Annotated in this window: 14 protein-coding genes; 2 read left to right on the forward strand and 12 right to left on the reverse strand. The window is 62.0% G+C overall.

Going from position 1 to position 15,957, the window contains the following annotated elements; all coding sequences use genetic code 11:
• Positions 1 to 185 precede the first annotated feature (185 nt).
• The 9 genes from ACQ4WS_RS21220 to ACQ4WS_RS21260 all read right to left on the reverse strand — a co-directional run bounded on the left by ACQ4WS_RS21220 (position 186) and on the right by ACQ4WS_RS21260 (position 10,193).
• On the reverse strand, positions 186 to 1,997 hold the full coding sequence (locus ACQ4WS_RS21220; RefSeq protein ID WP_436479003.1) for a PhoH family protein: 1,812 nt from the start codon (positions 1,995 to 1,997) through the stop codon (positions 186 to 188).
• 289 nt (positions 1,998 to 2,286) lie between these two features.
• Positions 2,287 to 2,757: a peroxiredoxin gene (locus ACQ4WS_RS21225; protein WP_034785468.1), complete on the reverse strand. Its 471-nt coding sequence runs from the start codon at positions 2,755 to 2,757 to the stop codon at positions 2,287 to 2,289.
• Positions 2,758 to 2,832: 75 nt separating this feature from the next.
• Positions 2,833 to 3,792, reverse strand: a complete 960-nt coding sequence (locus tag ACQ4WS_RS21230) for a polysaccharide deacetylase family protein (protein ID WP_436479004.1) — start codon at positions 3,790 to 3,792, stop codon at positions 2,833 to 2,835.
• The gene (locus ACQ4WS_RS21235; RefSeq protein WP_436479005.1) at positions 3,792 to 4,844 is read right to left on the reverse strand and encodes a bifunctional UDP-4-keto-pentose/UDP-xylose synthase; all 1,053 of its coding nucleotides are present in this window, start codon (positions 4,842 to 4,844) and stop codon (positions 3,792 to 3,794) included. The genes ACQ4WS_RS21230 and ACQ4WS_RS21235 overlap by 1 nt, the downstream gene beginning before the upstream one ends.
• A 21-nt stretch (positions 4,845 to 4,865) precedes the next feature.
• Positions 4,866 to 5,783 (reverse strand): formyltransferase, encoded by a 918-nt coding sequence (locus ACQ4WS_RS21240; RefSeq protein WP_436479006.1) that lies wholly within the window; start codon positions 5,781 to 5,783, stop codon positions 4,866 to 4,868.
• On the reverse strand, positions 5,783 to 6,778 hold the full coding sequence (locus tag ACQ4WS_RS21245; RefSeq protein ID WP_436479007.1) for a glycosyltransferase: 996 nt from the start codon (positions 6,776 to 6,778) through the stop codon (positions 5,783 to 5,785). Before ACQ4WS_RS21245 ends, ACQ4WS_RS21240 begins: the two co-directional genes overlap by 1 nt.
• A gap of 11 nt (positions 6,779 to 6,789) precedes the next feature.
• Complete coding sequence (locus tag ACQ4WS_RS21250) at positions 6,790 to 7,926, reverse strand: DegT/DnrJ/EryC1/StrS family aminotransferase (protein ID WP_436479008.1); 1,137 nt, start codon at positions 7,924 to 7,926, stop codon at positions 6,790 to 6,792.
• Between the two features lie 204 nt (positions 7,927 to 8,130).
• Positions 8,131 to 9,804: a glycosyltransferase family 39 protein gene (locus ACQ4WS_RS21255; RefSeq protein WP_436479009.1), complete on the reverse strand. Its 1,674-nt coding sequence runs from the start codon at positions 9,802 to 9,804 to the stop codon at positions 8,131 to 8,133.
• A complete protein-coding gene (locus tag ACQ4WS_RS21260) occupies positions 9,801 to 10,193 on the reverse strand; it encodes an Mth938-like domain-containing protein (protein WP_436479010.1) in 393 nt (130 codons plus the stop codon). The genes ACQ4WS_RS21255 and ACQ4WS_RS21260 overlap by 4 nt, the downstream gene beginning before the upstream one ends.
• Positions 10,194 to 10,617: 424 nt before the next feature.
• Between ACQ4WS_RS21260 and ACQ4WS_RS21265 the strand changes: the two genes are divergently transcribed.
• Together ACQ4WS_RS21265 and ACQ4WS_RS21270 are read left to right on the forward strand one after the other, a co-directional pair.
• Positions 10,618 to 11,847, forward strand: coding sequence for a pyridoxal phosphate-dependent aminotransferase (locus ACQ4WS_RS21265; RefSeq protein ID WP_436479011.1), 1,230 nt, complete (start codon positions 10,618 to 10,620; stop codon positions 11,845 to 11,847).
• Between the two features lie 73 nt (positions 11,848 to 11,920).
• On the forward strand, positions 11,921 to 13,243 hold the full coding sequence (locus ACQ4WS_RS21270; RefSeq protein ID WP_436479012.1) for a homoserine dehydrogenase: 1,323 nt from the start codon (positions 11,921 to 11,923) through the stop codon (positions 13,241 to 13,243).
• Between the two features lie 91 nt (positions 13,244 to 13,334).
• On the opposite strand, the gene ACQ4WS_RS21275 is transcribed toward ACQ4WS_RS21270, so the two are convergent.
• The 3 genes from ACQ4WS_RS21275 to ACQ4WS_RS21285 are packed head-to-tail and all read right to left on the reverse strand — an operon-like array spanning position 13,335 to position 15,949.
• Positions 13,335 to 13,694 (reverse strand): ribonuclease E inhibitor RraB, encoded by a 360-nt coding sequence (locus ACQ4WS_RS21275; RefSeq protein ID WP_436479013.1) that lies wholly within the window; start codon positions 13,692 to 13,694, stop codon positions 13,335 to 13,337.
• 21 nt (positions 13,695 to 13,715) lie between these two features.
• Entirely contained in the window at positions 13,716 to 15,230 is a 1,515-nt protein-coding gene (locus tag ACQ4WS_RS21280) for a sensor histidine kinase N-terminal domain-containing protein (RefSeq protein WP_436479014.1), read from the reverse strand.
• Positions 15,227 to 15,949 (reverse strand): response regulator, encoded by a 723-nt coding sequence (locus ACQ4WS_RS21285; RefSeq protein WP_436479015.1) that lies wholly within the window; start codon positions 15,947 to 15,949, stop codon positions 15,227 to 15,229. The genes ACQ4WS_RS21280 and ACQ4WS_RS21285 overlap by 4 nt, the downstream gene beginning before the upstream one ends.
• Between the last annotated feature and the right edge of the window lie 8 nt (positions 15,950 to 15,957).

Below are 15,957 nucleotides of genomic sequence, written 5' to 3' on the forward strand. Positions count from 1 at the left end.
TCCAGATCCGCAGTCGCCCGCGGCACCCTTGCCGTTCAGCTAACTCTTCCCCTTGTCGGGCGAGTAGAGGACTTGCACCTCCCAGTGAGTGCGCCCTGCCGGGCGCACCGTAAAAAAAGCCCCGCCTGCATTGCTGCAGCCGGGGCTTTCTGTTGTAGCGGCGGCTCGGGCCGCCCGGTCAAAACTTACAGCACTTCGCTGGCGTGATCGGCCAGGCGCGAACGCTCGCCGCGGGCCAGGGTGACGTGGCCGCTGTGGGTCCAGCCCTTGAAGCGGTCGACCACGTAGGTCAGGCCGCTGGAGCCTTCCGTCAGGTACGGCGTGTCGATCTGCGCGATGTTGCCCAGGCACAGGATCTTCGTGCCGGGACCGGCGCGCGTGACCAGGGTCTTGACTTGTTTCGGCGTCAAGTTTTGCGCTTCATCGATGATGAGGAACTTGTTCACGAACGTGCGGCCGCGCATGAAGTTGAGCGACTTGATCTTGATGCGCGAGCGGATCAGGTCTTGCGTTGCCGCACGGCCCCATTCGCCGCCATCGGAGTCGGACTTGTTCAGCACTTCCAGGTTGTCGTCGAAGGCGCCCATCCATGGCGACATCTTTTCTTCTTCCGTGCCGGGCAGGAAGCCGATGTCTTCGCCCACCGGCACCGTCACGCGGGTAACGATGATTTCATTGTAGAGCTTGGTTTCCAGCACTTGCGCCAGGCCGGCGGCCAGGGCCAGCAAGGTCTTGCCGGTACCGGCCTGGCCCAGCAGGGTGACGAAGTCGCATTCCGGATTCATCAGCAAGTTCAGCGCGAAGTTCTGCTCGCGGTTGCGTGCCGTCACGCCCCACACATTGTTCTTCGTGTGGCTGAAGTCGCGCAGGGTTTGCAGCACGGCCGTCTTGCCGTTGATCTGTTTGACCTGGCCGTAGAATGGCGTTTCGCCGTTTTTCGGTTCCAGGTAGATGAACTGGTTGACCAGCAGCGATGGAATGAACGGGCCCGTCACGCGGTAGAAGGTGGAGCTGTAGCCGTTCTTGCTTTCCTGCCACGATTCCATGTCCTTGCCGTGCTTGTTCCAGAAGTCGTCCGGCAATTGCACGATGCCCGAGTACAGCAAGTCCGTGTCTTCCAGCACATGGTCGTTGAAGTAATCTTCGGCCGGCAAGCCCAGGGCGCGCGCCTTGATACGCATGTTGATGTCTTTCGACACCAGCACCACGGGGCGGCCTTCCTGTTCCGATTCCAGCGAGCGCACGACGGCGAGGATCTGGTTGTCGGCCTTGCCCACTGGCAAGCCAGCCGGCAAGTCGGCGCTTTGCAAACGTGTCTGGAAGAACAGACGGCCCTTGGCGTCCTTGTTGCCCAGCTTGGACAGCAAGATGCCGTGTTCGATCGCATCGTCGTCCGTGTTGCTGATCAGGGCATCCAGGGTGCGCGAGACCTGGCGCGCATTGCGCGCCACTTCCGTCATGCCCTTTTTATGGTTGTCCAGCTCTTCCAGAGTCATCATCGGCAGGTACACATCGTGTTCCTCGAAGCGGAACAGCGACGATGGATCGTGCATCAGCACGTTCGTGTCGAGCACGAACAGCTTGCTGATGCCGCGCTGGTCGGCGGCGCGGCTGGCGGACGACTTGAGTTGCACTTCCACAGCCTTGTGCTTGGCCGGGTGTGGCTGCTCGGCTTGCTTGACGGGCTTGATCGGCGTGACCTTGCCTTTTGCCGCCGGCTTGGCTTTCGCTGCAACAGCAGGTACGGCGGCAGGGGCGGCCGCAACCGGCGCAGGCGCCTGCGCCGGCTTGGCGACCATCAGGGCAGCGACTTGCTTGATCTTCGTGGCCGCATTGCGGACCGGCTTGGCAACTTCGGCGATCGCCGCTTCAATAATCGGTGCAGCCACTTTCTTGGCTGCCGGGGTTTTGGTGGCCGGGCGCGCTGCGCCTGCGCTTGGGTAATCTTGGGTGGCCAGGATGGTGGCTGGCTTGCTCGGTAATTTTGGCAGTGGCATCAGGATCTCAATCAAAAAATTTCTGGAATGAATCGCCCATGGGCAGCCAGCTTCTGGCGGCACTTCTCATGGGGTGGATGCGGGGGAACAACAATGCTACAGGACGAGTAACTGCCGGAAGGCCGGCAGCATGGCCGGTCATGGACGCCATCGGCGGGCTACAGGCCCGCCTGGCGGAGTGGATGGAGGCGCTTCGTTGACTCAAAATGGCGATAGGTACCGTGAACTGAACTGCGGTTGAACTAAGCTCGCTGGAAGCCGACAACGCGCATTGGATCAAAATGGACGATCAATTCAGATGCGCTACGAATTCCAGCACTTCTTCCACGTGAGTTGCGACCTTCACGCCTCTCCATTCTTTCACCAATCGGCCCTGGGCGTCAATCACAAACGTACTGCGCTCGACGCCACGCACGGTCTTGCCGTACATCTGTTTCATCTTCATGACGTTAAACAGCAGGCAAACGGCTTCGTCCGGGTCGGAAATGAGCTCGAACGGCAGTTCCAGCTTGGCTTTGAAACTTTCGTGCGAGCGCAGGGAATCGCGGCTGATGCCGTAGATTTCCACGCCGGCGGCGACAAATTGCGAATACGCATCGCGGAAGGCGATGTTTTCCGTGGTGCAGCCAGGGGTGTTGTCCTTCGGATAGAAAAACAGCACCGTGGCCTTGGCAGGACGGCCCAGCAACTGAAAGGTTTTGCCGCTGGTCATGGCGGCGCTAAAGTCGGGTATGCTAACGAGGGATTGGCTATCAGCCACAGGTTCTCTCCTGAACGGTGATCATCAGCGCTGGTTTTTAATCTGGCAACGCATCCAGGTGCAACAATACAGCATTCAGGCCGCTTTGCCCTGCACAATCAGGCGTCCCGAACGGCCTGGCAACTCATCCCAGGTGACGGGGCACACTGGCAAGTCCGTATTTTTTATCTTTTCATAATAATCGCCCATCGCTGCAAACTGGTAGCCCTGGGCTTTCCAGCCAGCCAGCAGTTGTTCGAAAATGGGGGCGAGTTTCTGTCCTTCAAGTTCTGCATGCAAGGTATATACGTGGTCGCGCGGATTATCCGCCGTCAACGACAATATATGCGCGGCAACATTGCTCGTCGTGATCAGTTTGCCGTCGATTTCGCAGCCCAGCAGCTCGTCCAGGGTGGGCAGGGTGGTGGGCAATTGCACGCATTGCAGGATGGTGTTGCCATTGCGCACGCGATGCGGGCCATTGCCAGGATGCACCATGGCGCCGCGTGCATCGAGCATGGCGCGGCCATCGGAGGCAAAGCGGTAGCCGGCCGTGTCGTGTTCGACAAAGGCGCTGACATTCATTTGCCAGCCGGCCGCGCCGTGCGTGTGCGGTTTTGTGCCAAACACCTGCTCGTAGCGCTTGGCGGCCTTGCGCATCATGTTGATGGTCCAGGCGGCGTTGCGCTTGGCCACGTTGTCTTGCCACAGGGTGTGATCCCAGGTGTGGATGCCGCACTCGAAACCGGTATCGCGCACGGCACGCAATTGCGCCGCACAGAGCTTGCCGATATCGGGTCCCGGCAGCAAAGTGCCGTACATCAAGGTTTTCAAGCCGTAGTGCTCGACCACCGAGGTGCGCGACACCTTGCTGAAAAAGCCGGGCCGCAAGGCGCGCCGCAGGGCCCAACCCGTGTGGTCGGGGCCCAGCGAAAACAGAAAGGTGGCCTTGGCCTGGTGCGCGGCCAGCATGCGCACCAGATTGCCCATGCCTACACGGGTGCCGCGATAGGTATCGACGTCGATTTTCAGGGTCAGGAACGGCTTGCTCAACATTAATCCATCAAGGCTTTGGCTTGGGCTACCTGGCTGCGGTAGGCGTCGAAAATATTGCGCAGGGAATCGGCCATGGTGGTGCTCGGCGCCCAGCCCAGCTCTTCGCAGGTATTCGTGATTTTCGGCACGCGGTTTTGCACGTCCTGGTAGCCGGCGCCGTAGTACGCGCCCGAGGTCGTTTCCACGATTTTCACGTGTTTCGCGCCTTCGGCGTATTCCGGGTACTCGGCGGCCAGGGTCAGCATCATGCCGGCCAGGTCGCGGATCGAATAGTTATTGGTCGGATTGCCAATGTTGTAGATTTTGCCGCTGGCGATGCCGTTCTTGTTGGCGATGATGCGCATCAGCGCATCGATGCCGTCGTCGATGTAGGTGAACGCGCGTTTCTGCGCGCCGCCGTCCACCAGCGAGATATTCTCGCCGCGCACGATATGGCCGAAGAATTGCGTCACCACGCGCGAGGAACCTTCTTTCGGCGTGTGGATCGAATCGAGGCCGGCACCGATCCAGTTGAAGGGACGGAACAGGGTGAAGTTCAAGCCTTCCATGCCGTAGCCCCAGATCACGCGGTCCATCAATTGCTTGGCGTTTGAATAGATCCAGCGCGGCTTGTTGATCGGGCCGCAGATCAGTTCCGAGTTTTCCGGGTCGAATTCCTCGTCATGGCACATGCCATACACTTCCGAGGTCGACGGGAAGACCAGGTGCTTGCCGTACTTGGCGGCCGAGCGGACGATAGGCAGGTTGGCTTCGAAGTCCAGTTCGAAGACGCGCAGTGGCTGCTTGACGTAGGTCGATGGCGTGGCGATGGCCACCAGGGGCAGGATCACGTCGCATTTCTTGACGTGGTATTCGACCCATTCCTTGTTGATCGTGATGTCGCCTTCAAAGAAGTGCATGCGCGACTTGTAGTTGTCATCTTCCAGCAATTCCGTGATGCGGTCCGTGTTCATGTCCATGCCGTAGACATGCCAGTCGGTGGTTTCCAGGATGCGCTTGGACAGGTGGTGGCCGATGAAGCCGTTGACGCCTAAGATGAGGACTTTTTTCATGTGAGATTCTCTTGAGTGATATCAGTGTGTGCTGACGCGGGTGGTCAGACTTGCTTGCAATTGCTGAGCCGAAATCGGCTCCCCGGCAGCCCTCAGCGCGGAAATGGCCAGCATGCGGCCGTCTCCGCAGACGCCAAAGATACAATTATCCACTACCGCCAAGCCCGGTGGCAAACTTCCTGCGGAATGCTTGCTCAAACGGGCTTTTTCGATGGTGTAAATGACATTGTTGACTTCGGTGAAAGCGCCGGGATAGGGTGGCGCGACGGCCCGGTGCAGGTTGTATACCTGCTGCGCGGGTAACTTCCAGTCGATGCGTCCGTCTTCCGGCGTGCGCCCGCCAAAGTAGCCGCCCTGGCGCAAATCGTTGAGCTGGCGCGGCGCCGTGCCGTCCAGCAAGGCCGGCAGCACGTTCCACAGCGTTTGTTCCGCCGCCACGGTGACCTTGCCGAAGACTTCAAAGGCTGTGTCGTCGGGCAGGATGGGCACGGCTGTTTGCGCGACGATGGCGCCGGCATCGGGCTTGACCGTCATTTCATGCAGGGTGGCGCCCGTTTGCGTGGCGCCATGCAGCACGGCCCAGTTGACGGGCGCACGGCCGCGGAATTGCGGCAGCAGCGAGCCGTGCATATTGTAGGCGGGCGCGACTTCCAGGATGCTGGCCGGCAACATGTGACGGTAGTAAAAGCTGAACAGCATGTCCGGTGTTGTCGCCTGCACCTGCGCCAGCAGCTCGGGCGCGCGCGGATCACCGGGCGTGATGTACGGGATGCCTTCGGCCTGGCACAGGCTGGCGACGGATTCGAACCACAGGTTTTCCGTGGGGCTGTCTTCGTGCGTGACGACCAGGGCGATATCGACACCACCGGCCAGCAGTACCTTGATGCAGCGCACGCCCACATTGTGGTAGCCGAATACGACGGCGCGCGGGGCGCCCATCAGCGGCCCACCTGGCGCTTTTCCAGGCGCACGTACGATGGCGCCTCGGCTTCCGCCTGGGCCATGCCGTCCTGCAAAATGGTCTGCACCACGTAGCGGGGACGGGCGCGCACCTGCTGGAAGATGCGTCCCACGTATTCGCCCACCAGGCCGATGCCGAACAGGATCACGCCCATCAGGAAGAAGGCGATGGCGAACAGGGTGAATACGCCCTGCGCCTCGGCGCCGAACAGGAAGCGGCGCGCCAGCAGATAGATCACCAGCAGGGCCGAACTGAAGGACAGCAGCATGCCCAGCATCGAAAAGATTTGCAGGGGAATCAGCGAAAAGCCCGTCACCAGGTCGAAATTGAGGCGGATCAGGCTGTACAGCGAGTATTTCGACTCGCCGGCCGCGCGCTCCTCGTGCTCGACGGTAATTTCCGTGGGCTTGCGGGCAAACGTGTAAGCCAGGGCGGGCACGAAGGTGTTGACTTCGGCGCACTGGTTGACCAGGTCGATCACGTTGCGGCCATACGCGCGCAGCATGTTGCCCTGGTCGGTGATCTTGATGTTGGTGATGCGCTCGCGCAGCCGGTTCATCATCTTCGAGGCCAGGGTGCGCCAAGCGGAATCTTGCCGCTTGCGCCGGATTGAGCCCACGTAATCGTAGCCTTCGCGCATCTTTGCCACCAGATTGCCGATTTCTTCGGGCGGGTTCTGCAGGTCGGCATCGAGCGTGACCATGATCTGCCCGCGCGAGGCTTCAAAACCGGCCAGGATGGCCATGTGCTGGCCATAATTGCCGTTGAACAAGATCACGCGCGTGACGTCGGGGCGCTGGCGAAACTGCTCCGCCAGGATGGCCACCGAATTGTCGCGGCTGCCATCATTGACGAAGATGATCTCGTAGCTCGTCTGCAGGGCATCGAGGGCTGGATACAGGCGGGCGAACAGGCTGGCCAGGCCATCCTGCTCGTTGTAGATTGGAATGATAATGGACAGTTCAGGTTTCATCGGCGCGCTGCTCATTTGATGAGAATGGATTTGACGGTGGCGACGGCGCGTTCCACGTCCTGTGTCGTCATGGCGTAGAACATCGGCAAGGTCACGGTCAGGCGGCCGATCTTTTCCGAGACGGGGAACATGCCTTCGGTAAAGCCGCGTTCGCGGTACATGGTAAACAAGTGGATCGGTGCGTAATGATAGCCCGTTCCCACGTTTTGCTGCGCCATTTGCTGCATGAAGGCGGCGCGCGTGCCGGGGCCGTTGTCGGGCAGGATGATCTGGAACAGATGCCAGTTGCTGTTTTCAAAATCCTGCACGGGCAACTGGGCGCCGCTCTGCGCTTCGAAGTCGCTGCCGAATTGCGCGAAATAGTGGCGTGCCAGCGCGCGGCGGTGGGCCGTGATCGCGTCGATGTTGGCGAACTGGCCCAGGCCGATGGCGGCCATGATGTCGCTCATGTTGTATTTACCGCCCAGCACATCGACGTCAATGCCGTCGACGCCGCTGCGCGTCACGCCCTGCAGCCGGTATTTTTCGGCCAGCCTGGCTTCTTCCAGGTTGTTCAGGACGAGGCAGCCGCCTTCCCCCGTGGTGATGTTCTTGTTGGCCTGGAAGCTGAACGAGACGAAGTCGCCAAACGCGCCGATGCGCTTGCCCTTCCAGGTGGAGCCGAACGCTTGCGCCGCGTCTTCCACGACCCTTAAATTGTACTTTTCAGCAATCGCGTACAGGCGGTCCATGTCGACGGGCAAACCGGACAGGTAGACGGGGATGATGGCTTTCGTACGCGGCGTGATGGCCGCTTCCAGCTTGTCGAGGTCGATATTTCTGGTGACGGGGTCGATGTCGGCAAACACGGGCGTGGCGCCCACTTCGATGATGACGTTGGCCGTCGCGACCCACGACACGGGCGTGGTGATGACTTCGTCGCCGGGGCCTATGCCGGCGATGCGCAGCGCGATTTCCATGGTGCAGGTACCCGAATTGAAGGTGCGCACGGGGCGCCCGCCGAAATACTCGGACAGCTGGGCTTCGAAGGCCTGCACTTTCGGGCCGCTGGTGATCCAGCCCGAGCGCAGCACTTCGCCGACGGCGGCGATGGTCGCTTCGTCGATGGTGGGTTTGGAAAAGGGCAAAAAGGGCAGGGTAGAGGTCATGGGGCGCGGTTCTTGGGTCGTGATGTTTCGGTGGTTCGGGGTCGCCGAGGTTGCCAGTGCGGTCAAAAGCCGCCGGCAGACATGGCTCTTTATATCGTCAGTATGGCGGCGCAGCCCCTTCAGCGGTGAAAAATCCTGCTGATGCGGAGGCGGGGCAAGCTGGCCGGGGGCGCGATCCGTGCTGCCTCGCGCCCCTGTAAATATTTACTTGTTGGCAATGACCATGCGGCGCGCATCTTCGGCAATCACACGCATGGGCACGCCACGCTCTTGCAATTCCTTGTAACGGTTCAGGCTGATAATGGCCATGTCGTGCACGCCGGCGTTGGCATCGTTGGTCCACTGCGTGATGAAAGGCTCGATGCTCGGGATGGACAGTTCGGGCTGCTGTTTCAGGCCAAACGTGAATTCATCCCAGTAATCGACGAGGATCACGGGCCGCTGCAGATAATACGTCAGCGACTGTTCATAGATGCCGACCGAATAGAGCTTGGTATCGGCCGTCAGTTCGGCCTGGATCTGCGGCAGCATGTCGGTGCCTGCGCGGTTCTGGCCATACAGTTCCGAGCCCGCCAGGATGCAGTGCGTGGCCAGGAAGCCGGCGCCGGCAATCGTCAGCACCGTCATGTCGCGGCGCAACTGGCGCGCATGCAGCAAGGCCAGGGCGCCGCCGGCCAGGGCAAAGAAGCCGGCCGCCATCAGCCATGGCTGGTAGCCCTTGAGGGCGATCAAGGCGTCCGCGTCGCGCGCGCTGGCCTTGCCGAAGGCGATCGGTCCGCCGATCAGGACGGCCGCGCCCAGCACGCACAGCAGGCCTGCGGCCAGCATGCGCTGGCGGCGCGAGGCCGATTCCAGGTACAGCGCCACCAGCAAGGCCAGCGCCGGAAAGACGGGCACGATATAGCCGGGCAGTTTCGAGGTCGAATAGCTGAAGAAGAAGAAAATGAAGACAGCCCAGACCAGCAGCATCAAGCGGGGCTGGAAGGCGCCTTCCTGGCGCTGGAAGGCCGCGGCCAGGCTTTGCGGCAGCACGCCTATCCATGGCAGGATGCCGGGAATGAGCAGCACCAGGAAGTAGTACCAGGCGCCTTCGCGCTTGTGGCCCTTCATCAGGAAGCGCTGGAAATGCTCGTGGATGAAGAAGAAGTGCGGCTGTTCCGGATTGCGCAGGGCGACCAGCACGAACCACGGCGTGGCGATGGCAAAGAACACCAGCAAGCCCTTGACCAGGTGCAAACGCGTCCAGATGCGCCAGTCGCGCGCGCACAGCGAATACAGCACCAGCACGGCGCCCGGCAGCACGATGCCGATCAGGCCCTTGGCCAGCACGGCCAGCGCCATCGCGGCCCAGCAAGCCAGCATCCAGTTGCGCCGCTCGGTTGCCGTGGCGTCGTCGCGCTGGGCGATCAGCAGGCTGCCCAGGGTGAGGGTCATCATGCCCGACAGGCCCATGTCCAGCGAATTGATCTGGCCGGAAGCGAGCCAGAACAGGCTCGACGCCAGCACCAGGCCCGCATACAGGCCCACGCGCGGGCCGAACACTTTCTTGCCCGCATACGCCGTCATGCACACGCCGAGGATGCCGCACAGGCCAGTCCACAGGCGTGCCTGCCATTCGCCCAGGCCGAAAGCGGCGAAGGTCAGCGCATTCATCCAGGTTTGCAGCGGCGGTTTTTCAAAGTACTTGATGCCGTTCAGGCGCGTGGTGATCCAGTCGCCCGTGACGAACATTTCGCGCGCCATCTCGGCGTAGCGGCCTTCGTCGGGCGGCACCAGGGTGCGCACGCCCAGCGCATACAGGGTGACGACGATGAAGATGCCCAGCAGGGACCACATCAGCACCCGCGACGAGTGCAGTTCGTTGACATTGATTTTCATGCGGCCTTGCCTGCGGCCGGGGCCAGGATCAGTGCCAGGGTGACTTTGCGGCCTTCGCCCATGAGGATATTGTAGGTGCGGCAGGCAGCCTGGCTATCCATGCATTCGACGCCGATGCGGCGCATGGTCAGCGCGGCCGTCAGCTTCGGGTGCACGAAGCGCTGGCGCTCGCCCGTGCCGAGGATGACCACGTCGGGCGCATCGGCCAGGATTTGCGCGAAATGCGCCTCGTTGAGCTGTTCGAAACTGTCCACTTCCCACGCCCGGGGGGACATTTCCGGCATGACGATCAGGCTGTAGTTGTACGGCTGGGCATTGATCTCGACGCCGTTTTCGTCATAGCCGGTGACAGTCTGGTATTGTTGGGTGCTGCTGGCATGGAGTTTCATGGCGATATCGGGGGCTGGTCGTGTCGGTTGATCGGTGCGCGCGCGGCCAAATTGCGTGCTGCGGCCAAGGGCGTAAGCATGCCATAAATGACAGAAAAGAGCGACTGAAAAGCAACATCCTTTCCAAATTGCAATGTTCGGCGCCACAGTGGCGGTGCCTGCTTGCGCCATGGTAATGCTGCAAGATTAAGGGAAGATGAAGATGGCGCCCGCCGGATTGTCGTCCGGATGCGCCAGCGTGGCAGAATCGGCGTCAAATGCCGGGCTTCGCCATGTTTAATTTGATAAAATGGCCTGTTTTCGGCGAGAATGGTTGTTTTCGCCTTGCAGTCTTTCGCATCGCAGTTTCACGGGTTCATAGTTCTGGCGCGGCTATCATGCTGCAAGTTCTGCTTACCGCGCCGCATCACGACAGGGATTTATTTTGCGACCGATTCAGAAATCGAATAAATTGGCGGACGTCTGCTACGACATCCGCGGCCCGGTCCTGGAAAAATCCAGGCAAATGGAAGAAGAAGGCCACAAGATCACCAAGCTCAATATCGGCAACCTGGCCGTATTCGGCTTCGATCCGCCCGACGAGATCGTGCGCGACATGATGCTCAATCTGCAGAACGCGGCCGGCTATACGGATTCGAAAGGCATGTTCGCGCCGCGCAAGGCCGTCATGCACTACACGCAGGGCAAGAATATCGCCGGCGTGACCATCGATGACATTTACCTGGGCAATGGCGCTTCCGAACTGATCGTCATGTCGATGAACGCCCTGCTCAACAGTGGCGACGAAGTGCTGGTGCCGGCGCCCGATTACCCGTTGTGGACGGCCGCCGTCAGCCTGTCGGGCGGCAACCCCGTGCATTATGTGTGCGACGAGCAGAACGAGTGGTATCCCGATATCGAGGACATGCGCCGCAAGATCACGCCACAAACCAAAGCCATCGTCGTCATCAACCCGAACAACCCCACCGGCGCGCTATACCCGGTTTCCGTGCTGCTGCAGATCGTCGAACTGGCGCGCCAGCACCAATTGATCATTTTCGCCGACGAGATCTACGACAAGGTGCTGTACGACGAAGCCGAGCACGTGTCGATCGCCTCGCTGGCCGACGACGTGCTGTTCATCACCATGAACGGCCTGTCGAAGAATTACCGCTCTTGCGGCTACCGCTCCGGCTGGATGGTGGTCTCGGGCGAAAAGCGCCACGCAAAAGATTACATCGAAGGCCTCAACATGCTGGCCTCGATGCGGCTATGCGCCAACGCGCCGGGGCAGTTTGCCATCCAGACGGCGCTTGGCGGCTACCAGAGCATACAAGACCTGGTGGGGCCTGGCGGGCGCCTGTTGAAACAGCGCGACCTGGCGCACAAGCTGCTGACCGATATCCCGGGCGTCACCTGTGTCAAGCCGAAGGCCGCGCTGTACATGTTCCCGCGCCTGGACCCGGAGGTCTACCCGATCGCCGACGACCAGCAGTTTGCCTATGAATTACTGGCCGAAGCGAAGGTCCTGATCGTGCAGGGCACGGGCTTCAACTGGATCGCGCCCGACCATTTTCGTGTCGTCTTCCTGCCCAATTCCGATGACCTGACCGAGGCCATGGGCCGCATTGCGCGCTTCCTCGAAGGTTACCGCAAGCGTCACGGCCGGGGCTGAATCAGCCAGCAGCAATCTCGATCAACCTGGCGCCGCCCAAGGGTGCGCCACTTATGAGCAGTCAAGCACAACTATGAAATCCATCAAGATCGGCCTGCTGGGCCTGGGCAATGTCGGTTACGGCACGTTCAGCGTCCTGAAACGCAACCAGGAAGAAATCAAGCGCCGCGCGGGCCGCGGCATTGAAGTCGTCGCCGTCGCCGTGCGCGACGTGGCGCGCGCCGAGGCGCTGGTCGCCGGCGGCTGCAAGGTCGTCAATGACCCCTACCTGATCGTCAACGATCCCGAGATCGACATCGTCGTCGAACTGATCGGCGGCTACGACCTGTCGAAAACCCTGGTGCTGCAGGCGATTGCCAACGGCAAGCACGTGGTCACGGCCAACAAGGCCCTGCTGGCCGTGCACGGCAACGAAATCTTCGCCGCCGCCCAGGACAAGGGCGTGATGGTGGCTTTCGAGGCGGCTGTCGCCGGCGGCATCCCCATCATCAAGGCGCTGCGCGAAGGCTTGACGGCCAACCGCATTGAATGGATCGCCGGCATCATCAACGGCACCACCAATTTCATCTTGTCGGAAATGCGCGACAAGGGCCTCGATTTCGCCACCGTGCTGAAACAGGCGCAGGAACTCGGTTACGCCGAAGCCGACCCCACCTTCGACATCGAAGGCGTCGACGCTGCGCACAAGGCCACCATCATGTCGGCTATCGCCTTCGGCATCCCGGTGCAGTTCGACAAGGCCCATGTGGAAGGCATCAGCAACCTCAATGCCGTCGACATCCGCTACGCCGAGCAGCTGGGCTACCGCATCAAGCTGCTGGGCATCACCAAGCGCGCTACCGTGAATGGCGTGGAAGGCATCGAGCTGCGCGTGCATCCGACCCTGATCCCGGCCAAGCGCCTGATCGCCAATGTGGAAGGCGCCATGAACGCGGTGCTGGTGCATGGCGACGCCGTCGGCGCCAGTCTGTACTCGGGCCGCGGCGCGGGCGCCGAGCCGACCGCCTCGTCGGTGATCGCTGACCTGGTCGACATCACGCGCCTGGCCACGGCCGACCCGGAACACCGCGTGCCGCACCTGGCGTTCCAGCCGAACGCGATGACCGATATCGCCATCTTGCCGATGTCGGAAATCACCACCAGCTACTACCTGCGCATGCACGTGGCCGACCAGCCGGGCGTGCTGGCCGACCTGACGCGCATCCTGGCAGAACGGGGCATTTCGATCGACGCCATGCTGCAAAAAGAGCCGGCAGAGGGCGAGACGCATACGGACATCATCATGCTGACGCATCAGACGCAGGAAAAGAACGTCACGGCCGCCATCGAGAAGATGGAAGCCTTGCATAGCGTGGTGGGCACGGTCACCAAGATCCGCCTGGAAAACCTGAGCTGATTTTCACACTGCTGCATGCAAAACGGCGCCCGCGGGCGTCGTTTTGCGTTCGTGATGTTGTCGGATTACGGCGCTTTGCGCCTAATCCGACCTACTCCGCTTCGGGCGCGCCGACCGGACCCACGTCCATGCCGTCATAGCTGGCCAGCTGCTTGTCTTGCGCAAACGCCATCAGTTCGCCATTGCGTGCGTGCAGGCTGTCGACGCTGTGCACTTCGGCCTTTTCCACGTGCAGCACCCACACGGGCGGTGCTGCCGGATCGTCGAGTTCCGGCTGGTACAGTTCCACCGGGCGGTAGCCCTGCAGCGCCAGCAGGGTGGCAGCCTGCTCCAGCGGTTCGGAAGTCGGGTTGGTGAAGTAATAGCCCCACAGCAGCGGCTGGGACAGGTCCCATGGCGCATTCTCGGCGATATTGGCAAACAGTTCGGTCACATCTTCTTTGGTCATCATGGCGGTACCTTCCTTAAAATCTCAGGGCGCGATCTTAGCATCGACTGGCGTTGCGGCGAAATACACGCCCACTTTCAATCCATGCCCATTCGCCGCTGTCGCCAGTTCCAGGCGCGCGCCGTGCAGGGCCGTGATGTCGCGCACGATGGCCAGGCCCAAGCCAGCGCCGCCCGGGTTGCTCTCGAGCGCCGCGCCGACCCGGTAGAATGGCGTTAACACGCGTTCGCGCTCGGCCGGCGGGATGCCGGCGCCGCTGTCTTCTACCTCCAGCACCGTTTCATTTCCATGGCCGCCCGCGCGCACGCGCAGGATCACGCTGCCGCCCTGCGGCGTGTAGCGCAGGGCGTTGTCGACCAGATTCGCCACCAGTTCATGCAGCAGCAGGGCCTGGCCGTGCACGGGCGCTTCGTCGGGCGCTTCCAGCGACAGGTCGATATGTTTGGCGACGGCAGCCATGGCCATTTCCAGCCCCACCTGCTGCGCCACGTCGCGCAAGGGTACGGTGTCCAGCGTCAGGCTGTCGCCGCCATGCTCGATGCGCGCCAGGGTCAGGAGGCGGTTGGCCAGCAGCACGGTCGAATCGGTGGTGGCGGCGATCGAGCGCACGATGTCGCGCAGGGCGGCGATGTCCGGTGGCGCGCCCGTCTGGCGGTCGCACTCGCGCATGGCCAGTTCGGCCTGGGTTTTCAGCACCGTCAGCGGCGTGCGCAGCTGGTGCGAGGCGTCGGCGATGAAGCGGCGCTGGCTGGCGATCAGTTGCTGCAGGCGCGACATGGCGCCGTTCATGGCGCTGACCAGGGGGCGCATTTCCTTGTGCACCAGCGTGGGGTCGACGTCGGACAGGTCGGACAGGGTGCGCGTCTCGACTTCCGTTTTCAAGCGCATCAGTGGACGCAGCACCAGGCGCACGGCAAACCACACGAGGGCGCCCATCACCAGTATCATCGCCGCCTGCCAGCTCAGGGTGTCGAACAGGATCTGGTTCGACAGGCCGCGCCGCGCATCCAGCGTTTCGGCCACCTGGATCAGGGCGATGCCGCGCATCGAGTCGTCATACACGGGTTGCAGCAGGGCGGCGATGCGGATCGGCTTGCCGTGGTAGTCGGCGTGGTAGAAGCGCACCAGGGCCGGATAATTTTGCGAGCGGGGCACGTTTTTTGGCACGGGCGGCAAGTCGCCATAGCCCGACACCAGTTCGCCATTGATGCCCGTCACCTTGTAGTAGATGCGCCCCAGGGTGTCGGTCTCGAAGCTGTCGAGCGCCACGTAGGGCACTTCGGCCACCACCTTGCCGCCGACGATGGAGACGCGCTCGGCCAGCGCGCGCGTCGACGCCAGCAGGGAGCGGTCGTAGGCCATGTCGGCCGCGTCGAGGGCGTTGCGGTAGACGAAGACGGCATCGAGCAGCACCAGCATCACCAGGGGGATGAGCAGCCAGCGCAGCAGCTGGCTGCGCAGGCTGCCCAGCGGCCGGCCCTGCGCCCAGCGCCGGCGCAGGCGCTCGAACAGGGGCAGGCGTGGGGCGTGCGCCTTCATTTTGGCGCGGCCGGCGCCATGGCGCTGCGCGGCTGCAGCAGGTAGCCGATGCCGCGCAGGGTGGTGATGACGGCGCCGTCGGGCGAACCGGCATCCACGCCGTTTTCAAGTTTTTTACGTACCCTGTGGATGTACAGTTCGATGGCGTCCAGGTTGGCGTCGTCGGCCAGCGCGAAGACTTCGTCGAACAGCTTTTCCTTCGACACGGCGCGCCCCGAGCGCGTGATCAGCGCTTCAAGCACCGCGTGTTCGCGCGGCGTCAGGGCCAGCGCCGCGCCGTTATAGCTGAACATGCGCGTGACGGTGTCGAAACTGAGGGCGCCGCAGGTGTGCACCAGCGCCTCGTTGCCCTGGCTGCGGCGCAGCAGGGCTTTCACGCGCGCCTCCAGTTCGGCCAGTTCGAACGGTTTGGCCAGGTAGTCGTCGGCGCCCAGGTTCAGGCCCTGTACTTTTTCATCGAGGCCGCCGCGCGCCGTGAGTATCATGACGGGAGTTTTGCCGCGCGTGCCGCCGCGCGCGCGCAGGCGGCGCAGCACGTCCAGGCCATCCATCTTCGGCAGGGTCAGGTCGAGCAGCACCAAAGAATATTCCTGCGTATGCAGCAGGGCGTCGGCATCGGCGCCGTTGTGGGCGGTTTCCACTGTCAGGTGTGCGTCGCGCAAGGCCTTTGCCAGCCAGTGCGACAGCTCCAGATGGTCTTCCACTAATAATATGCGCATGGTCTCCG

This window comes from Janthinobacterium leeuwenhoeki (assembly GCF_051380795.1).
GTDB lineage: Bacteria > Pseudomonadota > Gammaproteobacteria > Burkholderiales > Burkholderiaceae_D > Janthinobacterium.